The organism is Aureimonas jatrophae, assembly GCF_900104035.1.
Lineage (GTDB): Bacteria > Pseudomonadota > Alphaproteobacteria > Rhizobiales > Rhizobiaceae > Aureimonas > Aureimonas jatrophae.
The window spans coordinates 216,811-240,382 of sequence record NZ_FNIT01000002.1 but is presented as its reverse complement, the minus strand read 5'-3'; the positions used below and the strand labels follow the sequence as shown (position 1 = coordinate 240,382).

Genomic DNA, 23,572 nt, shown 5'->3' with positions numbered 1-23,572 from the left:
AAGGATGACGTAGCGTTGCACGGGTGCCGCATGTTTTCTGCGGGTCGAGCGCAAGCAAGTCACGGCCGTTATGCTGCGCTGCGGAAGTCAAGACACTCTCTTGTCTGTTCGATGATCTCCACCGTCCATATCGATCACGCCGTGCGGCAGACGCTGGCGATAGAGCGTGTCCTCGTGCCGGGAAACCCAGGCCAGAACCTCGGCCACCGCGTCGAACAGCTCGTCGGGAACGGGCTCGTAGAGGTCGGCGTCGGCATAGAGCGCGCGCGCCAGCGTGACGTTTCGGAACACCGGAACGCCCGCCTCCTCGGCCTCGCGGCGCAGAAACGCGGCGATCGCGTTCTGTCCCTTGGCGGTCACGGTCGGCAACGGCGTTTCGCCCGCCTTGTAGTGCAGCACGACCGCGAAATGGGTCGGGTTCACGACCAGGGCCGTCCCCTTTCGTGCCGCCGCGCCACCGTCGCTCATGGCAAGTTCGTGGGCGAGCTGCTTGCGCTTGCCCTTGATGTGCGGGTCGCCCTCGCTTTCCTTGTACTCCCGCTTCACCTCGTCCTTCGACATCATCAGGCTCTTGGTGTGGGAATGCTTCTGGTAGGCGAAGTCGGCGGCTGCCACGATGATGAAGGCCACCGCCGAATAGGCGAGCGTTTGGAACAGGATCGTCGAGGTGACGTCGGCGATGCAGGGGATGCCGCATTCGAGCGAGTTCATGAAGGGCCCGATCGCCCCGCGCAGGACGATGAAGAGGAGCACCGACAGGAAGACGATCTTGAGGATCGATTTCAGGAGGTCGATCACCTGCTTCATCGAGAAGATGCGCTTGAAGCCGGCGGCGGGGCTGATCTTGTCGAGGCTCGGCGAGATGCTCTGGAACGAGAAGAGCGAGCCGAACTGGACGTAGTTCGCCGCGATGCCCGCCAGGATCACGACGCCGAGTGCGGGCAGGAGCAGAAAGGCACTCTCGCGGAAGGCGTAGAAGACCGCCGGCAATGCGACCGTGCGAAAGTCGCCGGTGGCGAGCTGCGCCATCTGGTCGAACATGCCGACGAAGGCTTCCGTGATGTTGCCCCACTGCACCCAGACATAGGCGACGACGGCGAGCAGCGAGATCGTGGTGACGACCTCCTGGGAGCGCGCGACCTGCCCCTTCTCACGGGCGTCGCGCTCCTTCTTGGGTGTCGGGAGTTCGGTCTTCTCGCCGCCCTCGCTCATGGGACGACCTCCTGCGGTGGGGGAACGGAAGGAGCTGCCGGTGGTCCGGCCGGCACCTCGATCGGTCGGGCGCGCGGCTCCGTCGGCCGCGTCTCGCCCTCCGCCGGCACGGGAGCCGAACCGGAGAACTGCATCACCGCGTAGAAGCGGTCGATATAGGGACGGAAGGTTCCCAGCTGCTCGACGCCGTAGGGAAGCAGGCGCGAGAAGTAGAAGATCAGGATCAGGATCGCGAGCGCGCTCTTGATCGGCATGGCGAGAATGAAGACCTGCACCTGCGGGGCAAAGCGACTGACCATGGCGAGCGCGAACTCGGCCAGGAACATGACCGCTACCACGGGCCCTGCGATGATCACCATGATGCGCAGCGCGTTGTCGGCGACCGCGAGGGCCAGCGTCGGGAATTCGGGACTGAGGATCGGCACGCCGCGCGTGGCCGGCCAGAGCTCGTAGCTCTGGTAGAGGAGCCCGAGGATCGGCAGCATCGCGCCGGTCGTATAGACGTAGGTCAGGAAGGCTTGGGAGAAGAGGATGCCGAGCGGCGAGGTCTCGTGCCCCTGCAGCGGGTCGATCGAGGCCGCGATCGCCGCGCCCCGCTGGTTGTCGATGAAGGCGCCCGCCGACTGAACGGCCCAGAAGATCCAGCCCACGATGTAGCCGAGCACGAAGCCGATCGCGTATTCCTTGACGATCAGCAGCGCGAACGAGGGAACGGTCCGGTCGAAGGCATCGACATAGGCGTAGTTGATGGGAACCGCGATCACCGAGAGCGAGAGGATCGCGGCGGTCTTGGGCAGGCGCGGCACGGCGGTATCGGCCAGGAGCTGCGAGACCTGCAGAAAGGCGTAGATGCGCGGCAGCGTCAGGATCAGCGCGATGATCTCGCGGTCGAACAGCGAGAAGTAGAGCCGGGCGATATCTGCGACGCCGTTCATGGCCGGCCCGTCATGTCATGCTCGGGAAGCCGTCGAAGAGCTTGATCGAGAAGTTCACCATCTCGGAGCCGAGCAGACCGGCCATGGCCGCGATCGTCGCCGCCACCGCGATCAGCTTGATCGCGAAGGAGACGGTCTGCTCCTGGATCTGCGTGAGCGCCTGGAGAAGGCTGATGAGGATGCCCACCACGGACGCCACGATGATCGGCGGCATGGAGAGCACCATGACGAGGAGCATGGCCTCCTGGATCTGCTGCAGCGCGACGTCAGGGGTCATCGGCCGGTCTCCGCGAGGTCAGACATAGCTCTTCACGAGGCCGAGGATCAGGCGCGACCAGCCGTCGATCATGACGAACAGGAAGAGCTTGAAGGGAAGCGAGATGGTGAGCGGGCTCACCATCATCATGCCCATCGCGAGCAGGATGTTGGAGACGATCAGGTCGATCGCGATGAAGGGCAGGTAGAGAAGGAAGCCGATCTCGAAGGCCTCGCGCAGCTGGGTCACCGTGAACGAGGGCAGGACCACGGCCATGCTGGTCTCGGTGAGCTGGCTCGCGAGCTCGGGTGGCCAGAGCGAGCGGGCAGCCTCCAGGAAAAACATCTTCTCGCGCATCGAGGCGTGGCGGTTCAGGAACTCGGTGAGCGGTCCCGAGCCTGCGTCGTAGGCCGCGCGGATGCCGGCGGCCGAGCCCATGTCGAGGCTCGGCTGGGCCGACAGGATGTTGAACGTCTCCACCGCCACGGGCGCCATGATGTAGCCCGACAGGATGATCGCGAGCGCGTTCAGCGCCATGTTGGGCGGGATGTTCTGCACGCCGATGGCGTTGCGTACGAGCAGGAACACGACCGACAGCTTGATGAAGCTCGTCGCCACCACCGCCAGGAAGGGAAACAGCGCGGCCGCCGCGACGATGAAGATGAGGTTGAGCGGATCGATCACGCGGGTGCGGCCTTGCCAGTCAGCGGGTGGGCGCGGCCAGGCGCGTGATGCGCACGCCGATGCGGTCGTCGATCCGCACGATGTCGCCGGTGCCCACCGCATCGCCGTTGATGCGGATCGTGACCGCGACGCCCGGCTCGGTGGAGGGCGGCGAAAGCGGCACCACGGTTCCGCGGGTCCAGCTCTGGAGCGTCGAGAAGGGCACGGCGACGCGGCCGAGGTCGAAGTCGACGCCGAGCGTCAGGTCCTCGATCGACAGGCTTTCGGGTGTGGCCCCGTCGTCGGCGGGCTGGTCGGACATGGCGGGATCTTCCTGGTGCTGGGCGGCTTCAAGACCGTCGAACAGGGTGCGCGGACGCTGGCGCGGGATGGGAAGCGCGCCGGACGAGGTCCAGCCGCCTTCCGCTTGCGTGAACACGAAGCGGAACTGACCGGCGCGCAGATGGAGCTGGTCGGCCGGAAGGGCCGGCAGGACCGCGACGTCACCCGGCTCGATGCGGCGCAGCTCATGCAGCGTGAGATCGATCCGGCCCGCCGTCAGGTCGACCGGCACCTCCAAGGTCCCGGCAAGCGGCCCCGACGACACGGGACCGTCGGCGGACCTAGCGAGAAGGCGCAGGAGATCGCCCCGCCGCATCCCGACATGGGCGGCGACCTCCGAGGACGCGACCCCGTGGAGCGTCACCGCGAGCCATTCGAGCCCCGGCTCGCCCAGCGCCGACAACGGACCGTCGTCACCGATCCGGGGAAGCGTCTCGACGTCCAGACCGCTTGCCCGTCCAAGCGATCCCAGCATGCCGAGCACGATCGCGCCGCGCAGCTCGGCCGGCAGGGCGCCGAGGTCAGCCGCATCGAGTTCGACGCCCGTGATCTCGCGAAACGGAAACGCGCGCGCGCAGACCAACGCCATGCCGCCGCCCAGCGCTGTGGACAGATGAAGGCGCACGCACCAGCTTTGCGGCGGCGGCGCATCCGTCAGGTCGTAGCGCAGCCGGACGCCGCCGCTGCCCAGCGGCCTCGCCTCTCCGGCCTGCGCCACAAAGCGGTTCCACAGGAGGAGACCGCCGTCGCCGTCGGCGGGCGCCAGGAACTGGTCGGGTCGATACAGCGTCACGAGCGCTGGCCGGGCTGTGCGAACAGATCGAAGACGCTGGGGCGGGACGGCACGCCATCCGCTGCGTCCCGCTCCGCCGCGCCGGCAGCCTCTTCCAGAACGCGTACCATGCGCTTGGGGAAGCGCTGGCCGAGACGCTCGGCCAGCGCCTGGGCGGCCGCAAGAAACAGCGCGTCCTGGGTTTCGTCGGGATGGCGGCTCAGCGTCACGTCGAGCCGTCCGTCCTGCAACGTCAGCGAGACGCCGGTGACCACACCGGCGGCTTCGCCGGGACGCAGCGCCTCGAAGCTCAAGGTAAGCGGGCGTCCCGGGACGGGCGACAGCTCGGCTCGCAGCGCGCCTTCCACCATGCGGGCGATGCGCTCGCTCTGTGCCAACGCGTCGGCCCGCCGCTCCGCCGATCCATCGACGAGGGCAGGCAACGCGGCGACGGTGCGTCCGGGTTCAACGACCGCCACGAGGCGGGGATCGAGCGCGGGAGCGCTGTCGCCGTTCGAGTTCGCATCGGCACGCTTCAGGCTCTCTCCGAAGCGGCGCAGGCGATCGCCCTCCTCGCCCCCGCTTCGTCCGTCGCCCAAACCGGTGCCGGACTGGAGGTTCTCGCCGGTCGTGTGGAAGCGCTTCAGGCCGCCCGTCAGATCGCGCTCGCCGTCGCGCCGGTGCGCCTCGGCGCTCTCGCGGCGCTCCGTCGCCGCCGTATCAAATCCCGTGATGCGGGTCATGGGCGGCTCCTCAGGACACCGGCTTGCGGGGACGCGAGAACATGTCCTCGATCTCGATCTCCTCGGCCATGGCCCGTTCGGCGTCGCGCGCCTGAACGAGGTCGTCGGTGAGGATCGTGTACTTGTCGCGCACCTTCACGGCCGCCTGGTAGACGCCGCTCTGCGTCTCGGCCTCGTCGCGCAGGCGCGCCTCGACGTGGACGGCGCGCTCGCGCGTGTCGGTCAGCACCGTGTGCTCGCGCACGAGCGCGACCACGCGCCCGTGCGTCGCGTCGATCTCGGCCAGATCCACCACGCGGCCGAGGATGTCGGCAAAGATCGCGTCCTCGCGCGTCTCCATCGTGCGCTGGCTCTCGGCGACGGCGGCCTCGGCCTGCCGGGTCTCTTCTTCCGCTTCCCTCACCGCGGCACGGCGGCGCTGCAGTTCGCGGAACGCCTGGTCCTGCTTGAGATCCTTGACCCGCAGGAGCACCTTCATCTGCCCGATCATGGCGATCCCCCGATCATCGTGGCGCTCCGGTCATCGCGTCACCGCCGAGAGCTTGTCGAGAACGCTCTGGAAGCTGTCGAACTCGTCGGTCGCCTGCTGCAGGAAGGCGTTGATGTGCTTGTACTTGGAGATCGCCAGGTCGGCGTCGGGGTCGGCGCCGCGCTTGTACTCGCCCACCTTCACCAGGAGCTCCACGTCGGCATAGGTCGCGAGCCACTGGTTGATGCGGCTCGCCATCTGGCGGTGCTCGCGCGTCGTCACCGCGTTCATGACGCGGCTCTTGGAGGCCAGCACGTCGATCGCGGGATAATGGTTGGCCGAGGCCAGCTTGCGCGACAGGATGATGTGGCCGTCGAGGATCGAGCGCGTCTCGTCGGCCACCGGCTCGTTCATGTCGTCGCCCTCGACCAGCACGGTGTAGAGCGCGGTGATCGAGCCCTTGTCGTTCATGCCGACCCGCTCCATCAGCTTGGGCAGGTTGGCGAAGACCGACGGCGGGAAGCCGCGCCGCGTCGGCGGCTCGCCGGCGGCCAGCCCGATCTCGCGCTGGGCGCGCGCGAAGCGCGTGACGGAGTCCATCAGGAACAGGACGCGCTGGCCCTGGTCGCGGAAGTATTCGGCGATGGCGGTGGCGGTGAAGGCCGCCTTGGCGCGCTCCATCGAACTCTTGTCGGAGGTCGCCACCACGATCACGGACTTGGCGAGGCCGTCCGGCCCAAGGTCGTGCTCGATGAACTCGCGCACCTCGCGGCCGCGCTCGCCGATCAGCGCGAGCACCGTGACGTCGACGTCGGCGCCCTTGACCAGCATGGAGAGAAGCGTCGACTTGCCGCCGCCGGCGGCGGCGAAGATGCCCATGCGCTGCCCCTCGCCGCAGGTGAGGATGCCGTCGAGGGCCCGGAGCCCCAGCGGCAGCGGCTTGTCGATGACGCGCCGCTTCATGGGATCGGGCGGGTCCTGATAGACCGGATAGTAGGCGAGCGGCTGGAAGGGCGTGTCGAGCCCGTCCACGAAGTTGCCCATGCCGTCGAGGACGCGTCCCTTGAGGCCGGGACCGACGCCGATCTGCTGGACGCGGCCCGTGCGGTGGACCTCGGTCTGCGGGCTGACGCCTTGCGTCTCGCCGATCGGCGACAGCAGCGCCTCCTCGTCGAGGAAGCCGACGCACTCGGCATACAGGCGCGTGCCAGCGCGCCGGTTCACGAGTTCCACGATCTCTCCGACCTGGATCTCGGCGACCGCCGCGTGGATGATCGTTCCGACCACCTTGCGCACGCGGCCCGTCACGCCGAAGGGCTGGAAGCGGGCGATCTCGGTCGCGATGCGTGCGGGCGTCGCCCCGATCCGGCGCGCGATGCGCTCGCGGCGCTCGGCGGCGAGTTCCGCCATGCCGGTCAGCTCGGCGCGGATCATCGCGCCTCCTCCCGAGCCTGCGCGCGCAGCGCACCAACGCCGCGCAACGCCCGCTCGAGGTCGCCCACCGCACGGCCGAGATCGCCTTCAACGCGCCCGATCGCGGTTTCCACCACGACGTTGGGGCTTTGCAGCGTGTCGTCCCCCAGGACGTCGACGAGCTGCAGCTCGGGAAACTCGGCACGAACGCGCTCGGCCACGGCGCGAAGCTCGCCGAGCTGCGCGCGCGAAACGCGTAGCTCGGCCTTCTTCTCGCGCCGCATCTGCGCGAGCGCCGCCCGCATCATGGACTCGGCCTTGGCGCGCTCGTCGAACTCGGCCACGAGCTTGCGCACGCCCTGCATCACGAGATCCGCCAGTTCGCCCTCGACCTCATCGAGCCGCTGGTCGAGCGTCAGGCTCTCGGCCAGAAGTCGTTCCGTCGCCTCCAGACGCGCCGCCGCCAGCCCGTCCTCGTAGCCGCGCCGCCGCTCGGCCTCGAAGGCATCCGCTGCCGACGCCTCGATCGCGGCCGCGCGCTGCTCGGCGGCGGCGACAAGGGCGACCGCCGTCTCCAGCGTCTCGACGTCAGCCCGGCGCAGAAGATGGGCGCCCGAGGCGAGACGGAAGCCGAACTCGGCTAGCCGATAAGTGCCGACCACGACGGGACCCTCCGGCGCACGAGCTTGACGAGATGCTGCTCCAAGGCTTCGGGCAGCGGCGGGGCCAGGTCGAGATCGAGGCCGTGGCGGGCGGCGGCGAGCGCCGCGAGCGCCGGATCGGCGTTGCGCGTGCAGGCCAGAAGAATGCCCGAACCGTGTTCCACGACCGCGCGCGCCCCGTCCGCCTCGTCCGGGCCGCAGGCGCGGTCCCAGAACGGGTCGCCGGCGTCCAGAAAGGCGAGCGAGGGGTGCAGGGTCGGAACCTCCTGCGTGGCGGCGTTGTAGTTTTCCGCCCCCAGGAGCGTCCGGACGCGCGCACGATCGGCCCGCAGCGCCAGGCGCAGGATGCGCCGGTGCCAGACCGCCGCCGAAACAAGGCGCGAGACCTCGGCGACTTCGGCGCGCGGGGCCGTGGCGATCAGAAGCGCGAACCGCCCTCCGGCGCGGTGGGCGACGTGCGCCAGACGCGCGCCGTCAAGGCCGGGAACCGCCCGACGGCGCGCAACGGCGTGCGCGAGCGGAGCGGCGAAGTCGGGATGGCGGGCAAGCGCGAGAACATCGACGCCCGCCATCGGCCCCCAGTAGCCCGGCAGTGGGTCGGCGTCGTCGAGCGGATGGGCCAGCGAGGCGGCCAGACGGCAGCCGAAGTGGAACAGGCGCGCCTGCGTCCGCTCGTCCCCCCACGGACCCGCCTGAAGCTCTTCCCCCTCCCGCTCCGCCATCTATCGCCTCAGGACGGCTCCAACAGCGCGGTGCCGGGCTCGACACCGGTCTTGGCGCGGGCGCGGCGCGGACGCTTGCGAAGGTAGTAGACGAAGCCGGCCACGCAGCCCGCGAGCGCAAGGCCGCCGACGCCGAGGATGCCGTAGGCGATCGTCCAGAACCGACCGGCATCGGCCTGCCGGATCGACAGGCCCGGCAGGATCTCGACCATGCGCTCGTCCACCTGCAGGGGCTGCACCTCGGTCGGCGCCGCCTCGGTGAGGACGACCGTGACGGCGGCGTAGTCGAGCCCCTCGATCGCGCTCGACACGAGACGGCGGATCTGCGGCACGAAGAACTCGAGATCGACGTTGGGCTCGTGCTTGATGAAGACCGCCGCCGAGGAGGGGCGCACGGGCTGACCGAGCTGGGGCTCTTCGGGCAACACGACATGGACGCGCGCCGACACCACGCCGTCGATCTGCGACAGGGTCTGCGCGACCTCCTCGCCGAGCGCGTAGATGTAGCGCACGCGCTCCTCGAAGGGCGACGAGATGATGCCGGACTTCTGGAACACCTGCCCGATCGAGGTGCGCGTATTGCGCGGAAAGCCCTTGTCGTTGAGCAGCGCGATGGCGCGCAGCATGTCGTCCTTCTCGACAAGTACGGTGAAGCCCTCGCCGATGGCCTGCTTGTCGGCCGAGATGCCGTTCGCCATCATCACGGCGAGCATCTGGTTGGCCTCGTACTCGGTGAGATTGGTGTAGAGGTCGGTCTTGCAGCCCGCGAGCAGGAGCAGCGCGCCGAGCGCGAGCCCGGTCGCCGCGCGGGCGGTCTGGCGTCCCCGCACCCTTACTGACCCTTCATCAGCGTGTCGAAGACCTGGGTGGTCTTGCCGGTGAGCTTCGAGGAGAGATCCACGAGAAGCGTGAAGTTGGTCAGCTCGAGCTGCATCTGCATGAGCGAGCCGGCATCGGTGCTGCCGCGGCTCATCACGTCGCTGACGCGGCCCTCGCTCCGGTCGAAGACACCGCGCAGCTTCTGCATGCCCTCGAGGATCATGTCGCCGCTGGCGGGCGGCGGAACGGCGCCCGGCACGCCTTGCAGCCCGAAACCCTGACGCGCCCGGTCAAGAGCGCCGGCCGCGTCGACCTGCCCCGTAGCCGCCACCGGAGGTTGCGAAACCACGGGCGCCGGCGCGGTTGCGGCCACGGCGCCGTTCTGGCGCTGCATCGCGTCCTCGAAGAGCTGCACGCGGTCGGCAGCCGGCACCGGGGCCGTCGTCGAGGCGAGCGGCGTCGGGGTCGCGACCGCGGCCGTGGAAACAACCGGAAGCACCATGGGTCGAACCCTCTCCGTGGGAAGACAACGAGCGGCCTGACCCGTCCCGCGTCTGAAGTGACCTTACGAAATGCACGCGATCATTGCAAAGCCAAATCGCGGCCGTTAGGGCGCCGGCAAAATCCGACCAGTGGGAAGCGTTACGATTGCGCGTCGTCCAGCGTCGCCTGCGCCAGGATCCGGAACGCGGGCTCGCGCGCGCGGGCCGCCACGTCTCGCAGGAGGCGCTCGGCCTCGTCCCGCTCGCCGGCCTTGAGAAGCGCCAGACCGAGATAGGCGGAGGCGGCATCCGAGGGCGGCATCGCGCGAAAGTGACGCACGGCCGGACCGACCTCGCCGGCCGCCAGCGCCACCAGTCCGATCCCGATCGCGCCCGCCTCCTCGGCCGGGCGAGCGGCGAGCGCGCCCTCGAAGATGTCGCGCGCCTCGCCGAAGCGTCCGGCCGTCAAAGCCAGAAAGCCGATCTCGACGAGAAGCCGCGTGTCGTCGGCATCGAGCAGGGGATCGGCGTGAGGGTCGAGCATGGCGATCATCCGGGTTCGATGGAAGGTCTTAGCGCGGGCCGAGCTGCATCAGAAGCAGGACGCGCTGGGCGCCGCGCAGATCGTCGCTAGCCCCCTCTTCGGTGCGGGCAATACGCGCCGCGGCCGACAGGAGGCGCTGGGCGTCGGCCAAATTGCCCGCCTCAAGCGCCGCCAGTCCGGCCACCGCGCAGGCACGGGGCGTGCGCTCGCCGCGGTCGAGGCAAAAACGCGCGAACGCGCCCGCATCCTCGAGATCGGGACGACCCAGCGCGAGCACCGCCAAGCCGAGCGCGCCCTCGCCGGCGCGCGCCGGATCCTCCATCAGCGCGCGCAGGATTGCGGCTGCCTCGCCCGCGCGCCCATCCGTTTGCGCAGCCCGCGCCTGAAGCCAGCCACCCACCGGAACCGTATCGGCGCCGTCCAGCGTCTCCACCAGCCGGTCCGCGCGCGCGAGAAGTTGCGCGGATGCGGCCTCGGCTGCCGGCGCCGGGGCGCCGGGCTCGGGCGGCAGACGCAGGAAGGCCTCCCGATAGGACTGCTGCAAGCGCTTCTCCTTCTGCGATCGCGGCGATGAGCGGCCCGGTCTGTAGCGTGTCCGCAAGCGCGCGTGACCATCAACCGGCCACAGCTGTATCATACGTCACACCGTCCAACGTGATTTGGCGTCACACGTCCTCAACATCCGACCAGCAAGGGCCCGGACGATGGCATGACCTCCTTCCTGCTCCCGCCTGCCGGCCCGGCGCCCACACGGGTCGAGGCGTCGGCTTCCGTCGAGCCGGCCGCCGACGGCGTGGGCGCGGTCGAGCGGAGCTTGGATGAAGGCGCGCCCGATCTCGATCCGGTCCTGCGCGAGATCGCCCGCGTCGCCGCCGAGCTTGCTGCCCAGCCGCTCGTGCGCGACGACGCGGCGGCGCTCTACATCCTCGAACGCATGGCGCATGCCGGCGACATCGAACAGTTCGAGGCGCTGGCGGACGCGTTGCAGCGGCACCTGGCCGCGCCGCGGGCGGCGGACGCCGCGCCGCGCTCTGCGCCGCCGGCCCCCTCGCGCGTGTTCCTGAAACTCTAGACGCAACCCCACGACCATCCGGAGACGCAGATGTCCAAGATCGCCATTCCGCCGTCCCAGGGCTGGGGCTCCTTCTTCAGCACGGTCGAGACCTATCCGAAGGCGGATCCCGCCGGGGACCAGCCCGTCAGCGAAGGCAGGGTCCAGCCGATTCCGGAGATTTCGCGCGCCGACGGCGCGACCTTCCTGAGCTGGGACAAGGCCAGCCAGGAGTTCTACCTGCGAACCTTCAGGGCACCAGACTACGAGATGTCGCTGGACGTGCAGGAGAGCGGAAAGCCTTCGGTCCGGTACGATGTCCGGCTGCTCAACGGCGACGTGCAGTCCAAGCCGCGGGGCGTGCCCAGCAGCGCCTGGGCGAGCGCGCCGGCCGGCACGGTCTCGAAGGTTCCCGCGATCGACACGCTCACGGCGGCCGAGTTCAAGACCTGGCAAAAGGATGCGCAGGCCGCCTATATCGACCTCGTGAGCCGGACAAGCGTACCCGGCATCGCGCTCTCGACCGGAACCGCCAACCAGTACGAAGAATTCCTGATCGTCGACCGGGACGCGAAGGGTGGCGGCGGCAAGCTCGTCAGCCGCACGGCCACCGGTCTCGGGCTGCAGCCGACCGCGGGCATGGAGCTGGATCTGGGCGGCGGCAGGCCAACCGGCAGCAATCCGAAGGGAGCTGTCGACGGCCAGATCGACATTCCCTACTACCACCTGCCCGGCTCCGCCTCGGGCAACACCGGCGCGCTGATCAGCGCGGGCGCCGAGCAGCTCTTTCCCGGCATCGACGGCATCACCACGAAGCTGCCGGCCAGCACGCGCCCCGCGGAGATGAGCACCGATCCCACCACCATCGCGGACGTGCGCCTCTTTCTGGAGGGCGCCGACGGCAAGGGCGGCTTCAACAGCTGGCATACGGCCTACCAAGTCGAGTACGTGAACCGGTGGGGCGTGGGGGCGACGCGGCCCAAGACGCTGGAGATCCCCAAGTCGACCACCAACGCGGCGGGCCAGCTTACCACCATCCCCCTGATGACGGCCGTGCTCTCGGCCGGCGACCCGCCCCGCCTCTACCGTGTCGAGGCGATCACCAAGCAGGACTTCGCGCTGATGCCGAAGGCCGACCAAACGGCGGTGGCGGCGACGGTCTTCTTCCTGAAGTACAAGCAGACCGAGCTGAACCTCACCACCGACGCCACGGATGCCAAGGCGCAGCTCACGGCCCTGCGCACCAACCTGAACGATAACCTCTTCAAGACCACCGGCACCAACCCGACGGGCGCTGACGTACGCCAGGTCTTTCTGGACCAGTTGGCCATGCTGGAAACCAAGATCAACGGCAGTGCGGTCCACTCCAAGGGCGAGATCAACGACGCCGTGAAGGCGCTGAGCGAGCGCGCCACCCGTCTCAGCACCTTCTTCGACGCCCGGAACAAGGCGGAAGGCAAGTCGCCGAATGTTAATCTGAAAGTTGACGCCGGCTTCCTCACCACGCAGTTCAAGACCAATGTCATGAGCCTGGACGGCGGCGCGACGGTGCGCAGCGGCTTCGACGTCATGTTCCAGCAGGAGAAAACGATCCGCGATATCGCGCGCTCGCGCGAGGTCGCCGCGACCGGGACGATGCTGGCTGCGGACGGCAGCCGCCTTCCGGTCACAACGGACCCGAGCCTGTCGAACGGCGTGCGCGTCCTGACGAGCGGCACCGGCAAGCGCCTGGACGCGCCGACCCTGATCTACCTGTTTCAGGACAGCTACAACCGGCAGCTCCAGGCCGAGGTCGCGATCGAGACGGAATACGTCAAGCAGGTGAACGCCCTCCTGAAGGCCTACGCCGTGATGCAGGACACGGTGAACCGGACGCTGGGTGCGTTCGACAAGACCAAGGACGACGACGGCAAGGACATCGAGAAGGCGCTCGAAGGTTTCCCGTACGCATACTACTACGATGAGCTGACGGATCAGCGGGAGATCGACGCCCGCACGGCCATCCTGATGTTCGACAGCGCGGGGTTCGGCGCAGAGCATCCGGTGGAGACGCTTCAGAAGATCAATCGTCCCACGCAGCAGCTCTTCAGCGGCGCAACGCCGACCGCGGGCGGCGAAGCGGTTCTAGCGTCCGACACCCACCAGCAGTGGACGACCTACGGCACGCGCCTGTCGGATGCGGTGACGCAGCTCAACCAGGAGAGCCAGACGCGGATGAACGACATCAACAACATGGACAAGCAGCGCAACCGGCACTACGAACTGGCCAATAGCGCCCTCGCCAAGATGAATGACGCGCTGCAGGGCATCCTGCGCGCCTCCGCCTGAACCCCCGCTCCAAGGTCCGGCTCCGCCCATGCGCATCAAGCCGCTCGATGTCGGCGTCGAAACGGTCACGCTGTGGCAGGTCGACGACGAGGTGCATCTTCCGCAGGAGGCTCGGGTCGGCCCGCGCTTCCTGCCGGAATACCGCGCGCTCGACTCGATCCTCAACCGGCCCTCGCTCGATGAGCGCCTGCCCGAGCTGCTCCAGCCCACCGCGCTCGACCCCGAGTTGCTCCAGCCCGCGACACTGGCGGACACGCGCGCCGCTACGCAAGCCCTGATGCGCGAGGCCGCCGGCCTGCCCGGCCAGCCGCCCGAGGCGCGCGCCGCCTTCGCGGCCGCCGCCGAGCTTCTGTCGGCCGACACCGCGATGGACGCCGAGGTGCGCGGCGCCCTCGCCATGCTCCTGCGCGGATGAGCGAGGGCCCGCCCGAAGGCCCGTCCCCGCCCGCCGGTCCCGTTTCGCCCCCGCTTTCGACGCGCCAGCGCGACTTCCTGCTCCTTAACATCTTCGTGCAGATCCAGCACGGCTACCGCGAGCGTGCGGGGGTGCTGGCCGAGGCGCTGCACCACCTGGGCGACCGGGGACCGGACGTCCTGCTGGCACGCGCCGTTCTCCACTTCCTCGGCGGGCGCTGGCAGCCGACGCTATCCTGTCTCGACGAGCTTGATCGCATCGCGCCCACCGAGCGTTTTGGCTTCTATCGGCTAACCGAGCGCCAGCGCATGCGCCGCTACCTGCGTTCACGCTGCCTGTTCGAGCTGAACGACACCACGCGAGCGCGCGACGCGCTAGAGAGCTACCTGCGACACGGTGCGAGCGCCGAAGACGAGGGAGACGGCGAAGGACATTAGGGCGATGTCGCCGTCGGGCGTTCGATGGGCACCGTCATCTTCGCGCAGGTGTCATCTTCAACACACCCGCCCGGCCCGCATCCGGTTACCTGTGTAGCGACTGGAACCGGCGAGGCGTCGCGATGAGCATCCTGAGAGGCTACTTTCCCGAAAGCGGCGAGGCGCAGAACGTCCTGGAGGCGGCCAACGCCTCGTTGGCCGAGGCCCTGGCCGGCGGCGACCTGGACGAGCGCACCGCCAGCGTCGTGGAGCACCTGAAGGCCGGCCTGACGCCGCGCAACATCCTCGGTCTCACCGAGGCCCATCTCGACGCCCTCGTGATGCAGGCGAGCCAGTTCATGGCCTATGGCCAGCTCGAAAAGGCGCGCGACATCCTGCTTCAGGCGCACCAGCTCGATCCTCTCTATGCCAAGGCGCTGTTCGCGATCGGCACCACCTACCAGATGGAGGGTGACCTGCGCCGGGCTGCCCACTTCTTCATGCACTTCCTGGCGCTCGACGCCACCAACGGCGACGGCTACCTGCGCCTTGGCGAGTGCCTGATGGCGGCCGGTGAACTCCCGGAGGCGCGCGATGCGCTGGGCGCTGCCAAGGCCTTCGCGCTGGAGGGCAAGGGTCGGCCCGAGACCGTCGCGCAGGCCGACCGCCTCCTTGCCGTCCTCGATGCGCCTCCCCCGCTGTCCTGAACCCCACCTGTTCGCCCGCCCCCTTCACCGTCCTTCGAGAGCCACGCCATGACCAATGTCAGCAACCAGGTTTCCCCCTCCCGGATCGACACGAGCGCGATCGACAGCATGCGCGATGTTGCGCGCACCGGCACGCAGACGCCCGTGGGCAGCGGTATCAACGGCGGCGACGGCACCCTGCCCCCGCCGACGCCTGAGGCCGCGCTGGCGGAGTTCAATTCCGTGATGGCGGCCATGGGCATCACCATGTCCACCAAATCGTCGGAGATCCTGATCGCCGAGGTCGCGGTGTCGATGCGCGACACGCAGAGCGCCAACGAGAAGGGCAAGATCGAGCTCGATCAGAAGACCATGAAGGGGCTTCTGGCCGACCAGCAAGCCAAGATCGAGGAGGCCGAGCGCAAGCAGGCCGAGGCCAACGAGAAGAAGGAAAGCGCCAGCACGGCCGACAAGATCAAGCTCGCCTTCGAGTGGCTCGGCGCGGCGATCGCGGTGGCGGTGGCGGTGGTGATGATCGCGACCGGCGTCGGTGCGGTCGTGGGCGCCCTGCTGCTGGCCGCCGCCCTGACCGCGATCGTCATGGCGATCGACTCCACTATGAAGATGACCGACGAGAACGGGCTCGGCATGGTGGGCCAGGGCGAGATGGCGCGCGGCCAGTCGCTCAAGGACGCCAAGAAGGCGGACATGATCTTCGGCATCACCATGGCGGTGGCGGGCGCGGTGTTCTCAATCGCGGGCGGCGGCGCGGGCGTGGCCAACGCGGCCAAGCAGGCGGTCCAGGCGGGCGTCCAGGCCGGGCGCATCGTCTACGACATCACCGGCAGCGCTCTCCAAGCCACCAAGGCCGCGCTCAGCGTCTCCAAGGACGTCTTCATGGCCTCGCTCAAGGCCGGCCAGGCTAGCTTGGAGCTTTCGATGAAGATCACGCAGAAGGCGCTCGACGCAGCGCAGGACGTTACCGCGCTCGGCACCAGCGCTTCCAACGTCGCTAGCAGCATCCAGCGCAACCAGGCCTCGATCGCGGAAGCGGGCGTCAAGCGCGCGGAGGGCGAGGCCAAGGAGATCGACGCCCTGATGATGCAGATCAACGACATGCTGGATCAGGCTTTCGCTCGGCTCTTCGCCGCCGGCAACCAGTTCTCGCAGATGATGGACTCCATCATGGAGGCCAAGCAGGACCGCGCGGCCACCCTCACCAACTTCAAGTTCAGAGCCTGAGACGTCCGCGTCGAGCCCGACCGCCCGAACTCTCTTTTCCGAATCGGATCATCCATCGCCATGACGAACATCTCCGGCACCAACAACTTCTTCGTAAACATCCAACCAGGCCAGACCGGCGGGAACCAACCGGTTGGCGGCAAGTCGACCGACGGCACGGCTGGTCAGACCGGGGCGGGCAACATCTCGGGCGCACGCGAGATGCCCAACTCGGAGAGCACCTCCACCTCCGTCGCGCCCACCTACACCCCGCCCAACCCTAAGCTGGACGATCCGACCGGCACCGAAGCACGGCTGGAGAACGCCCGCAGAGCCCTGATGGAAAGCAACAACGCGGCTGCAGGTTCGGGTGCGCCGAGCGGCGGGGCCACGACCAAGGAGCTTTTCCGTCTCATGATCGAGACCCAGGCCAACCAGCGCACTGCCGCGCTGCAAAGCCGCACCCTCGGCTACGAACAGGCCCAGGCCCACTCCCTGGCCCAGGCAGCCGAGATGACCAACGCGGCCGACGACATGGAAGCGGGCGCAGAGAAGGCCATGATCATCAGCGCGGTGGTCGGCGGTGTCGGTATGGCCATGTCGGCCGGCTCGGCGATCGCGCAAGGGCGACAGGTCACCAAGATGGCCCAGACCGCCCGGATGGGCGCGGCCGACGAGGTGCTCGACACCACGTCCAACCTGGGACAGAAGTTCGCGGTCGACACCAAGCGCTTCGACGTCACGGCCTCGGTCGGCAGCCTCGGCCAGACGGTCGGCGGCATCGGCTCCGCGCAGGCGAACGCTCAGGACAGCACCTCGCAGGCCGACGCCAAGCGTCACGAGGCCAAGGGTTCCGAGGAGGCCGCCCAGTCGAGCGCGGCCCAGCAGCGCGCCGACATGGCCAAGGAAGTCCAGCAGGCCATGTCCGAGATGATCAACCAGATCATCAACCAACTGAAGGAGATGCAGGAAGCCAAAGTTGACGCGATGCGGGCGATCACGCGCGGCTGACGCATCGCCGGCGCAGGAGAACGACGGGCATGGCGGACGGCGTCTTCGAGGCGACCATACGGCAATTCTTCACCAAGCATGAACTCGGCGCGCCGCGCTTCGACCAGACCGGCATCGTCCGGCTCCAAATCGGCGACCTAGCTGTCAACCTATCGAGCGATGGGCACCGGGGCGTGATCGTACAGGGCCGGATCGGCCTCCTGTCGCGCGAGCGCAGCCGGCGTGCGGCGCAGTTGCGCGACGTGCTGCGGTCCAATACCGGGCTTCTGCTCGTCAACGCCGCTGGAACCTTCATCTCGTCGGGTCCGGGCGCGGGAACCGAGAGCCTGATGGCTCGAGCCCTTCATCGAGCCGACGGCCCTCCGGGGGGCGCCAGCCTGGACGAGGCAATCGAGGATGTGCTGGCGTTGATGAGTCACCATGCCCCGATCCTGGAGCGCTGGGACGGTCCGGCGGCGGGCGAGGCACTAAGGCGTGGCAGTGCGCCCGAACCCGAGGAAGCGATCATCTTTCGCCTCTGACGGCCCCGCGTTGAGACGCAGGGAACAGTTGGCGCGCGGGCGCGCCGGGCGGAGCCCCTTGAATTGGTGAAAGCCTTGCGCAAGGCTCACTTCGCTCGGGGGCGTCATGAGAAGGACGGTGTGGGGGACATGAGCATGACGATGGTAGCCGAGCCGAGGGATCGGGATGGCACGATTGAGGGCGGGAGTTGGGAGGACGCGATTCTGCGTGGCGATCTGCGGCAGACGCTGGGCCTCAAGACGCAGGACCTGGTCTTTGGCCTCCGCATCGCGCATGCGCACCAGGAGCGGGGCGACCTTGCGGGGGCGTTGCGCCTATTCGGCGCATTGGTCCTTTGCGATCCGACCGATCCGCAGTTCCAGCACGGTCTGGCGCAGTGCGGTCTGGCGGCAGGTCATTTCGCCTTGGCCGTGCAGGCGGCCTCCGCGATGATCGCGAGCGATCCGCGCTCGCCGGCGGGCTTCCTGATCTCGGGTCTTGGCTGCGCCGGGCTGGGCGAACGCGAGGCGGCGCGTGAGGACCTGGACCATGCGGCGCAGCTCGCCCGAGAGATGGGCGACGTCACGGTCCTCAAGAGCGCAGAGCGCGCGCTGGCCGCGCTGGCGGACCGGACGGCGTTGGATTAATCGGAGAAAACAAGGCGGGATATCCGGCATGTCGCTCGATGCTACTGGAACCGGAACGGCAGGGCGTGTGGGGGGGATCGTCCAGGAAGGCCGTGCCCTGCAGAGCTCCTCGCTTGGTGCCGTCTTTGCGCTCGACGCGGCCGAAAGCGCGCTGCTTCTTGAGCTCGTCGGCGAGACCCTGCGGGCGGAGGGTATCGAACCATCGACAATTCTTTCCGCGCTTGCGCGCGGACAGGGCATCGGCGCATCGCTCGGCCTGTCAGCGAACAGTCTGGAAGTTCTTTACGCGCGGGCACACGGGTGGTTCCATATCGATCGGCTAGATCGTGCCGAGGCGTTGTTTCGCGTTCTATGCATCGCCGATGGATCGGTTGCCGACTACTGGATCGGGCACGGCGTCTGCCTTCGGGCACGCGACGACGTCGCAGGTGCGCTGATCGCCTTCCAGATGGCGGCCGTGCTGCGTCCGGACTGGGCCGTATGCCAGTTCCACCTCGCCTCGCTTGCGGTCCGACGGCGTGACGCCGCCGCGACCGCCGTTGCGCTGAACAGGTTCGAAGCGCTCGCCAACGTCGACACGCCGTCCGCCATGCGCACGGAGGCCAAGCGCCTGCGCGCGGCGATCGATCTGGGGCGGGACGCTTGATCCATCTCATCCCGGCAGAGGAGCTACGCGCTCTGTATCAGCTCATCGGCCGTAACATCGCCGGCGAGCTTCCTCTTCCTTTCGAGCCGGCGGCTCGCATTCGGACCCGCCCCGAAACACCCGGCGCGGACGTCGCCGCGCCCGGCAGACCGAGACCAACGGATGCGGACACAGAGCACGACGTGCCGTCCGCGGATGTCTCGATCACTCCCGTTCCGCCGAAATCTGCGGCACTCATGTTGGTCGGTCTGCGCGCGCCGCTCGCCGCAGCCGCCGACATCTCCTCGCCCGAACGCCCCAGCATGCCGGACGGCCGCATCCCCGCGTGGCCGATCGCAACGGCCATGCAACACGAAGGGGCGCCGATGCTCCCACCCGGCCCGCATCGGGCGCAAGGCGCCGGGAGTCCTGCATCGCACCCCCGGACCGCAGCGGACGCGCCCGGTGCCGCGCTGTCGATGGAGCGTGCCGTTGGTTGGAGCGATAAGACGTCGCCGGCAGATGGGACGTTGAGGGACGGGACGCATCGCAGCGCTCTTGGGCGTGTCGCTGGCGCGTCTTCCAGGGGTGAGGCGCTTCCCGGCGAGGTGGTCGCCGACAGCGCATCCCTCGCCACTCGCCGCCCCGGCGAAACGCATCTCACCTTCCTTCAGGTCCAACAGGCCGAGATGACCAGTGGCGAGGGAGGTATAGCCTCAGTGCTTGCGCAAGACGCGTCACCGGCGGCGGGCGAACGCGACGAGATGCGCTGGTTGAGCGCGATCGTTAGCGCCGTTGCGACCGGCGAGTCCTGGACGGCGGAGGCCATGAGAGATGCGGGCGGCCGCGCCGAGCAGCAGAGTGAGCGTGCCGGGGTCATCGCGTCGTTCATCCTGAACGCTGCCATGCTTCCCGGCTGGCCGCCCCCCCGGCCCTTCGAACCGGTCGCGGACGCCCGGCAGGTCACCGCGCTCGGACTGATCCTGTCCGAGCTGAGCCCCGAGGAGAGCGATCTTGGCGAGCGCCTCTTGCGCCTCCTGCGCAACCCCGCACTTTTGGAGCGGCTTCTACGCCGCCTCCTGCCCGCGTCCCGCCGCGCGCGTCTCCTCGCTGCGTTGACGCTTGTGCTGACACGGCTCGCCGCCCTGCTGGAGTTGATCGAGCAGATGACGGCCGAGGCCGACGACGATGCCTTGCGCGGCGGCAGCCGCACCCACCTGCGTTTGCGGTGACCTCCCGTCTTCCGCAACCCCATGGTCCTGAACGGCACAGCGGCCGGCGAGCGACCTGTTCTATCATATCCCGTCACGCTTCGCCCGAAGACCCAGGACGCCCATGTCATCGATCTCGTCGGTCACGACAGCCCTTCCCCCCTACCTTCGCGGCGCCGAGACCACGGCACCGATAGCGAACGCGAGAACCGGCGACAGCGCCGCATCGGCACTTCCCGATGCGACCTCGATCGCCGATCTCTTCTCCTCGCTGGGCCTGTCTGGCATGCGGGCGCCGGGCTCGGCCGGCGCTTCGAGCATCGCGATCGCCGAGGTCATGCTCGCCCTCGACCGGACAATGGGCGAGGCGCGCGGCCGGCGCGCGGTGTTGCAGGCGGCTGCTGCAGGCGTGGCGGCAGGTGCATTCAATCCGCTGCTATTCTTTCAGCGCGTAGAAGAAACGCGGCTCACGGTGACCGCCCGGGAAACCGAAAAGGGCACCAAGGAAACACGCCGCGGCGAGCTTCAAGGCGACGCCGACACGCTCGACGGGCAGATCGCTTCACAGACGCAGGCCGTGGAGGATGCCGAGCAAGCGCTGGCCAGCGCCGGCTCCGACGAGGCCAAGGCGACCGCGCGCACCGCGTTGAATGCGGCGCGCACCACGCTCGGCACTCTTCAAGGCGCGCGCAGCGAGATTACGGGTCAAATCTCCGCGATCGACGGGGAGATCGCAGCGCTCGCGACGGAGATTCACAGCCTACGGCAGAGCATCGCCACAGATTTGGCGGCGGGAGATCAGTTGGTGGCGCTGTCGCAGCTCGTTGCCATCGCGATCACGTCCGTTGGCCGCAATCAGGCCAACGCGCGCGATATCGATGCCGCTGGGGAAGCCCTACGGCTGGACGCTCTATTCGCCGCCGTGCTGGAGACTGCCGAGACGAGCAACGAACCGAGCGAGGGAACGCAAGCGGACCGCGACGGCGAGGCTGCGGCACAGAAGCGCACGGAGGTCCTGGCTGCGGCCCTGCGCAACGCGATTGTGGACCTTCTCACTGCGCTGAGCGACATCGATCCCGACGCCATCGCCCATCCGCCAGAGCAGACCGGTCGCTCGCGTCTGCGTTTCGAGGCGTAAGGACGGTCGGCATCGGCCGGTGGATGCAGCGTCTATCACAAAAGCGGGCGCTTGACTTAGGGTAACGTCCTTGCGAGTCAACCTGATTGACGGTTCGCGCGTAGCGCGCGCGCATCGGGACCCGAACATGACGGGTTCTCGTCTGGAGACCTGCGCATGACACGCTTCCTTCAGGTCCTGTCCAAGCGCAACGACCTGCTGCTCGCCTTCCTGCTCGTCTGCATCGTCTTCATGATGATCCTGCCGCTCCCGGTTGTGATCATCGACATCCTGATCGCGATCAACCTGTCGCTCTCGGCGATCCTCCTGATGGTCGCGATCTACCTCAAGGATGTCACGCAGCTCTCCGCCTTCCCTTCGATCCTCCTGATCACCACGCTGTTCCGTCTGGCGCTGGCGATCTCCACGACGCGCCTCATCCTGCTCCAGGCCAATGCCGGCCACATCGTCGAGACCTTCGGCAAGTTCGTCGTGGGCGGCAACCTGATCGTCGGCATCGTGATCTTCCTGATCCTGACGATCGTGAACTTCATGGTGATCACTAAGGGCTCGGAGCGCGTGGCCGAGGTGTCGGCGCGCTTCTCGCTCGACGCCATGCCCGGCAAGCAGATGTCGATCGACTCGGACATGCGCGCCGGCCAGATCGAGATGGACGAGGCCAAGCGCCGCCGCAACAAGCTGGAGAAGGAATCCCAGCTCTACGGCGCCATGGACGGCGCCATGAAGTTCGTGAAGGGCGATGCCATCGCGGGCCTCATCATCATCGCCGTCAACATGATCGGCGGCATCGCCATCGGCACGATGCAGCGCGGCATGGCGGCGGGCGACGCGGCCCATCTCTACACCCTGCTCACCATCGGCGACGGCCTGATCCAGCAGATTCCCGCGCTCTTCGTCTCGATCACCGCCGGCTTCATCGTCACGCGCGTCGCCTCGGAGGAGAACGACAACCTCGGCTCCGACATCGCGAGCCAGCTCGTCTCCGAGCCGAAGGCCCTGATGATCACGAGCGCGATCATGCTGATCTTCGCGGTGATCCCGGGCTTCCCCGCGCTGGTCTTCCTGGGTCTGGCCGTTGTGACGGGCGGCGGCGGCTTCCTGGCCATGCGCATGGCCAAGTCCGCCGCCCAGCCCCAGCGCTCGGGCGAGATGCCCGCGCTGGCCGCGGCCCTTGCGCCCCAGGGCAAGGCGCCCTCGCTGCCCGACGACGACGATGGCCTGCCCGTCGAGCCCGTGAACTTCGCGCTCACTGTGCCGCTGATCGTCGACATCGCCGCCTCGGTGCGTAACTCGATCCGGCCCGACAAGCTTGACCGCGAGGTCGCGCGCGTGCGCCGCGCCCTGTACTTCGACCTCGGCGTGCCCTTCCCCGGCATCAACCTGCGGCTCAACGAGAACCTCAAGGACGGCGAGTACCGCATCCTCGTCAACGAGATTCCCGTGGCGGCGGGCGCCTCGCGTCCCGGCTGGTTCATCGTGCGCGAGACCGAGACGAACCTTCGCATGTTCAACGTGCCGTTCGAGCGGGGCGAGGACTTCCTGCCGAACACGCCGAGCCTCTGGGTGCAGATGAAGCACCTGCCGCTTCTGGAGAAGGCGGGCATCCAGACGATGACCCTCTCCAACATGCTGACCTTCCATCTCGCGCACATCCTGAAGGCGCACGCGGCCGAGTTCATCGGCGTCCAGGAAACCATGTTCCTGATGAACCAGATGCAGAAGAACTTCGGCGAGCTGGTGCGCGAGGCCACGCGCCTCCTGCCGGTCACCACGATCACCGACGTCCTACAGCGTCTCGTCTCGGAGGAGATCTCGATCCGCGACATGCGCACGATCCTCGAGGCGCTCGTCACCTGGGGCCAGCGCGAGAAGGACCCGATCGTCCTGTCGGAGCACGTGCGCGGCGCGCTGTCGCGCTACATCACCCACAAGTTCTCGGGCGGCCAGAACGTCATCCCGGCCTTCCTCCTGTCCAAGGAGATCGAGGACGCGGTGCGCGGCGCGGTGCGCCAGACGAGCGGCGCCTCCTATCTCGCGCTCTCGCCCGACATCCACCGCGAGATGATCACGGCCATGAAGCAGGTGGTCGGCACGCCCGGCGGGCGCGCCATGTCGCCCGTGATCCTGACGCCGATGGATATCCGCCGTTTCATGCGCAAGATCGTGGAGCGCGACTTCCCGAGCCTGGCGGTCCTCAGCTACCAGGAGCTCTCGCCGTCCGCCAACATCCAGCCGCTGGAGCGCATCAAGCTCGGCCATGCCGGCGCGCAGCTGACCGCGGCCTGATC

At 68.3% G+C, this 23,572-nt stretch carries 28 protein-coding genes; 13 read left to right on the top strand and 15 right to left on the bottom strand.

Annotated elements, in window-relative coordinates; translation table 11 throughout:
* Nucleotides 1-87 precede the first annotated feature (87 nt).
* The 14 genes from sctU to BLQ76_RS05515 all read right to left on the bottom strand — a co-directional run bounded on the left by sctU (nucleotide 88) and on the right by BLQ76_RS05515 (nucleotide 10,578).
* The gene (gene sctU / locus BLQ76_RS05580) at nucleotides 88-1,212 is read right to left on the bottom strand and encodes a type III secretion system export apparatus subunit SctU (protein WP_090670219.1); all 1,125 of its coding nucleotides are present in this window, start codon (nucleotides 1,210-1,212) and stop codon (nucleotides 88-90) included.
* Nucleotides 1,209-2,147 (bottom strand): type III secretion system export apparatus subunit SctT, encoded by a 939-nt coding sequence (gene sctT, locus BLQ76_RS05575; RefSeq protein ID WP_090670217.1) that lies wholly within the window; start codon nucleotides 2,145-2,147, stop codon nucleotides 1,209-1,211. The genes sctU and sctT overlap by 4 nt, the downstream gene beginning before the upstream one ends.
* A 10-nt stretch (nucleotides 2,148-2,157) precedes the next feature.
* The gene (gene sctS, locus BLQ76_RS05570) at nucleotides 2,158-2,424 is read right to left on the bottom strand and encodes a type III secretion system export apparatus subunit SctS (RefSeq protein ID WP_090670214.1); all 267 of its coding nucleotides are present in this window, start codon (nucleotides 2,422-2,424) and stop codon (nucleotides 2,158-2,160) included.
* 18 nt (nucleotides 2,425-2,442) lie between these two features.
* Nucleotides 2,443-3,084, bottom strand: a complete 642-nt coding sequence (sctR, locus tag BLQ76_RS05565) for a type III secretion system export apparatus subunit SctR (RefSeq protein WP_280140054.1) — start codon at nucleotides 3,082-3,084, stop codon at nucleotides 2,443-2,445.
* 22 nt (nucleotides 3,085-3,106) lie between these two features.
* Nucleotides 3,107-4,201 carry a FliM/FliN family flagellar motor switch protein gene (locus BLQ76_RS05560; protein ID WP_090670209.1) on the bottom strand — a complete coding sequence of 365 codons (1,095 nt, stop codon included), beginning with the start codon at nucleotides 4,199-4,201 and terminating at the stop codon, nucleotides 3,107-3,109.
* Entirely contained in the window at nucleotides 4,198-4,923 is a 726-nt protein-coding gene (locus BLQ76_RS05555) for a hypothetical protein (RefSeq protein ID WP_090670207.1), read from the bottom strand. The genes BLQ76_RS05560 and BLQ76_RS05555 overlap by 4 nt, the downstream gene beginning before the upstream one ends.
* Before the next feature lie 10 nt (nucleotides 4,924-4,933).
* Nucleotides 4,934-5,413, bottom strand: coding sequence for a type III secretion system stalk subunit SctO (sctO, locus tag BLQ76_RS05550; RefSeq protein ID WP_090670204.1), 480 nt, complete (start codon nucleotides 5,411-5,413; stop codon nucleotides 4,934-4,936).
* Nucleotides 5,414-5,443: 30 nt separating this feature from the next.
* On the bottom strand, nucleotides 5,444-6,826 hold the full coding sequence (gene sctN / locus BLQ76_RS05545; RefSeq protein WP_244519488.1) for a type III secretion system ATPase SctN: 1,383 nt from the start codon (nucleotides 6,824-6,826) through the stop codon (nucleotides 5,444-5,446).
* Nucleotides 6,823-7,467: a hypothetical protein gene (locus BLQ76_RS22000; RefSeq protein ID WP_090670201.1), complete on the bottom strand. Its 645-nt coding sequence runs from the start codon at nucleotides 7,465-7,467 to the stop codon at nucleotides 6,823-6,825. The genes sctN and BLQ76_RS22000 overlap by 4 nt, the downstream gene beginning before the upstream one ends.
* A complete protein-coding gene (locus BLQ76_RS21995) occupies nucleotides 7,446-8,189 on the bottom strand; it encodes a hypothetical protein (protein ID WP_090670198.1) in 744 nt (247 codons plus the stop codon). The genes BLQ76_RS22000 and BLQ76_RS21995 overlap by 22 nt, the downstream gene beginning before the upstream one ends.
* A gap of 8 nt (nucleotides 8,190-8,197) precedes the next feature.
* Nucleotides 8,198-9,019, bottom strand: a complete 822-nt coding sequence (gene sctJ / locus BLQ76_RS05530; protein WP_090670195.1) for a type III secretion system inner membrane ring lipoprotein SctJ — start codon at nucleotides 9,017-9,019, stop codon at nucleotides 8,198-8,200.
* 2 nt (nucleotides 9,020-9,021) lie between these two features.
* On the bottom strand, nucleotides 9,022-9,510 hold the full coding sequence (sctI, locus tag BLQ76_RS05525) for a type III secretion system inner rod subunit SctI (protein WP_090670192.1): 489 nt from the start codon (nucleotides 9,508-9,510) through the stop codon (nucleotides 9,022-9,024).
* A 140-nt stretch (nucleotides 9,511-9,650) separates the two neighbouring features.
* Complete coding sequence (locus tag BLQ76_RS05520; protein ID WP_139183935.1) at nucleotides 9,651-10,034, bottom strand: tetratricopeptide repeat protein; 384 nt, start codon at nucleotides 10,032-10,034, stop codon at nucleotides 9,651-9,653.
* Between the two features lie 28 nt (nucleotides 10,035-10,062).
* Complete coding sequence (locus tag BLQ76_RS05515; protein ID WP_090670186.1) at nucleotides 10,063-10,578, bottom strand: hypothetical protein; 516 nt, start codon at nucleotides 10,576-10,578, stop codon at nucleotides 10,063-10,065.
* 165 nt (nucleotides 10,579-10,743) lie between these two features.
* On the opposite strand from BLQ76_RS05515, the gene BLQ76_RS05510 reads away from it, so the two are divergent.
* The 11 genes from BLQ76_RS05510 (at nucleotide 10,744) to BLQ76_RS21630 (ending at nucleotide 20,167) form a co-directional block, all read left to right on the top strand.
* Nucleotides 10,744-11,106 carry a hypothetical protein gene (locus BLQ76_RS05510; protein WP_090670183.1) on the top strand — a complete coding sequence of 121 codons (363 nt, stop codon included), beginning with the start codon at nucleotides 10,744-10,746 and terminating at the stop codon, nucleotides 11,104-11,106.
* A 30-nt stretch (nucleotides 11,107-11,136) separates the two neighbouring features.
* Nucleotides 11,137-13,413 (top strand): hypothetical protein, encoded by a 2,277-nt coding sequence (locus BLQ76_RS05505; RefSeq protein WP_090670180.1) that lies wholly within the window; start codon nucleotides 11,137-11,139, stop codon nucleotides 13,411-13,413.
* Nucleotides 13,414-13,441: 28 nt separating this feature from the next.
* Nucleotides 13,442-13,828, top strand: coding sequence for a type III secretion apparatus assembly protein SctX (sctX, locus tag BLQ76_RS21990; protein ID WP_090670177.1), 387 nt, complete (start codon nucleotides 13,442-13,444; stop codon nucleotides 13,826-13,828).
* Complete coding sequence (locus tag BLQ76_RS05495; protein WP_090670174.1) at nucleotides 13,825-14,265, top strand: hypothetical protein; 441 nt, start codon at nucleotides 13,825-13,827, stop codon at nucleotides 14,263-14,265. The genes sctX and BLQ76_RS05495 overlap by 4 nt, the downstream gene beginning before the upstream one ends.
* A gap of 122 nt (nucleotides 14,266-14,387) precedes the next feature.
* A complete protein-coding gene (locus BLQ76_RS05490; protein WP_090670171.1) occupies nucleotides 14,388-14,951 on the top strand; it encodes a tetratricopeptide repeat protein in 564 nt (187 codons plus the stop codon).
* A 48-nt stretch (nucleotides 14,952-14,999) separates the two neighbouring features.
* Entirely contained in the window at nucleotides 15,000-16,172 is a 1,173-nt protein-coding gene (gene sctE / locus BLQ76_RS05485) for a type III secretion system translocon subunit SseC family protein (RefSeq protein WP_090670169.1), read from the top strand.
* 60 nt (nucleotides 16,173-16,232) lie between these two features.
* Nucleotides 16,233-17,162 (top strand): hypothetical protein, encoded by a 930-nt coding sequence (locus BLQ76_RS05480; protein WP_090670166.1) that lies wholly within the window; start codon nucleotides 16,233-16,235, stop codon nucleotides 17,160-17,162.
* Between the two features lie 29 nt (nucleotides 17,163-17,191).
* Nucleotides 17,192-17,683, top strand: coding sequence for a hypothetical protein (locus BLQ76_RS05475; protein ID WP_090670163.1), 492 nt, complete (start codon nucleotides 17,192-17,194; stop codon nucleotides 17,681-17,683).
* Between the two features lie 129 nt (nucleotides 17,684-17,812).
* Entirely contained in the window at nucleotides 17,813-18,310 is a 498-nt protein-coding gene (locus tag BLQ76_RS05470) for a hypothetical protein (protein WP_090670161.1), read from the top strand.
* 28 nt (nucleotides 18,311-18,338) lie between these two features.
* Complete coding sequence (locus BLQ76_RS05465; RefSeq protein WP_139183934.1) at nucleotides 18,339-18,956, top strand: hypothetical protein; 618 nt, start codon at nucleotides 18,339-18,341, stop codon at nucleotides 18,954-18,956.
* A 752-nt stretch (nucleotides 18,957-19,708) separates the two neighbouring features.
* Complete coding sequence (locus BLQ76_RS21630; protein WP_139183933.1) at nucleotides 19,709-20,167, top strand: hypothetical protein; 459 nt, start codon at nucleotides 19,709-19,711, stop codon at nucleotides 20,165-20,167.
* A gap of 141 nt (nucleotides 20,168-20,308) precedes the next feature.
* Here the strand turns inward: BLQ76_RS21630 and BLQ76_RS21985 are convergent, their stop codons facing one another.
* Complete coding sequence (locus tag BLQ76_RS21985; RefSeq protein WP_170842486.1) at nucleotides 20,309-20,485, bottom strand: hypothetical protein; 177 nt, start codon at nucleotides 20,483-20,485, stop codon at nucleotides 20,309-20,311.
* On the opposite strand from BLQ76_RS21985, the gene BLQ76_RS05455 reads away from it, so the two are divergent.
* Both BLQ76_RS05455 and sctV read left to right on the top strand, forming a co-directional pair.
* Entirely contained in the window at nucleotides 20,484-21,284 is an 801-nt protein-coding gene (locus tag BLQ76_RS05455) for a hypothetical protein (RefSeq protein ID WP_139183932.1), read from the top strand. The two genes, BLQ76_RS21985 and BLQ76_RS05455, sit on opposite strands and share 2 nt — an antisense overlap.
* 156 nt (nucleotides 21,285-21,440) lie before the next feature.
* Complete coding sequence (sctV, locus tag BLQ76_RS05450) at nucleotides 21,441-23,570, top strand: type III secretion system export apparatus subunit SctV (protein ID WP_090670149.1); 2,130 nt, start codon at nucleotides 21,441-21,443, stop codon at nucleotides 23,568-23,570.
* Nucleotides 23,571-23,572 lie beyond the last annotated feature (2 nt).

Bases quoted from the DNA above. Each gene is read 5' to 3' on its own strand.
- BLQ76_RS05475 (WP_090670163.1), top strand. From the start codon at position 17,192: ATGGCGGACGGCGTCTTCGAGGCGACCATACGGCAATTCTTCACCAAG.
- sctX (WP_090670177.1), top strand. From the start codon at position 13,442: ATGCGCATCAAGCCGCTCGATGTCGGCGTCGAAACGGTCACGCTGTGG.
- sctT (WP_090670217.1), bottom strand. From the start codon at position 2,147: ATGAACGGCGTCGCAGATATCGCCCGGCTCTACTTCTCGCTGTTCGAC.
- sctU (WP_090670219.1), bottom strand. From the start codon at position 1,212: ATGAGCGAGGGCGGCGAGAAGACCGAACTCCCGACACCCAAGAAGGAG.
- sctE (WP_090670169.1), top strand. From the start codon at position 15,000: ATGACCAATGTCAGCAACCAGGTTTCCCCCTCCCGGATCGACACGAGC.
- BLQ76_RS21985 (WP_170842486.1), bottom strand. From the start codon at position 20,485: ATGACCTCGGCGATCGCGATGCTCGAAGCGCCGGCCGAGCCCGGCGCC.
- BLQ76_RS05555 (WP_090670207.1), bottom strand. From the start codon at position 4,923: ATGACCCGCATCACGGGATTTGATACGGCGGCGACGGAGCGCCGCGAG.
- BLQ76_RS05510 (WP_090670183.1), top strand. From the start codon at position 10,744: ATGACCTCCTTCCTGCTCCCGCCTGCCGGCCCGGCGCCCACACGGGTC.
- BLQ76_RS05480 (WP_090670166.1), top strand. From the start codon at position 16,233: ATGACGAACATCTCCGGCACCAACAACTTCTTCGTAAACATCCAACCA.
- sctS (WP_090670214.1), bottom strand. From the start codon at position 2,424: ATGACCCCTGACGTCGCGCTGCAGCAGATCCAGGAGGCCATGCTCCTC.
- BLQ76_RS05495 (WP_090670174.1), top strand. From the start codon at position 13,825: ATGAGCGAGGGCCCGCCCGAAGGCCCGTCCCCGCCCGCCGGTCCCGTT.
- sctN (WP_244519488.1), bottom strand. From the start codon at position 6,826: ATGATCCGCGCCGAGCTGACCGGCATGGCGGAACTCGCCGCCGAGCGC.
- sctO (WP_090670204.1), bottom strand. From the start codon at position 5,413: ATGATCGGGCAGATGAAGGTGCTCCTGCGGGTCAAGGATCTCAAGCAG.
- BLQ76_RS05455 (WP_139183932.1), top strand. From the start codon at position 20,484: ATGCTCGCCCTCGACCGGACAATGGGCGAGGCGCGCGGCCGGCGCGCG.
- BLQ76_RS05470 (WP_090670161.1), top strand. From the start codon at position 17,813: ATGAGCATGACGATGGTAGCCGAGCCGAGGGATCGGGATGGCACGATT.
- sctV (WP_090670149.1), top strand. From the start codon at position 21,441: ATGACACGCTTCCTTCAGGTCCTGTCCAAGCGCAACGACCTGCTGCTC.
- sctI (WP_090670192.1), bottom strand. From the start codon at position 9,510: ATGGTGCTTCCGGTTGTTTCCACGGCCGCGGTCGCGACCCCGACGCCG.
- BLQ76_RS05490 (WP_090670171.1), top strand. From the start codon at position 14,388: ATGAGCATCCTGAGAGGCTACTTTCCCGAAAGCGGCGAGGCGCAGAAC.
- BLQ76_RS05505 (WP_090670180.1), top strand. From the start codon at position 11,137: ATGTCCAAGATCGCCATTCCGCCGTCCCAGGGCTGGGGCTCCTTCTTC.
- BLQ76_RS05520 (WP_139183935.1), bottom strand. From the start codon at position 10,034: ATGCTCGACCCTCACGCCGATCCCCTGCTCGATGCCGACGACACGCGG.
- BLQ76_RS21995 (WP_090670198.1), bottom strand. From the start codon at position 8,189: ATGGCGGAGCGGGAGGGGGAAGAGCTTCAGGCGGGTCCGTGGGGGGAC.
- BLQ76_RS05465 (WP_139183934.1), top strand. From the start codon at position 18,339: ATGTCGCTCGATGCTACTGGAACCGGAACGGCAGGGCGTGTGGGGGGG.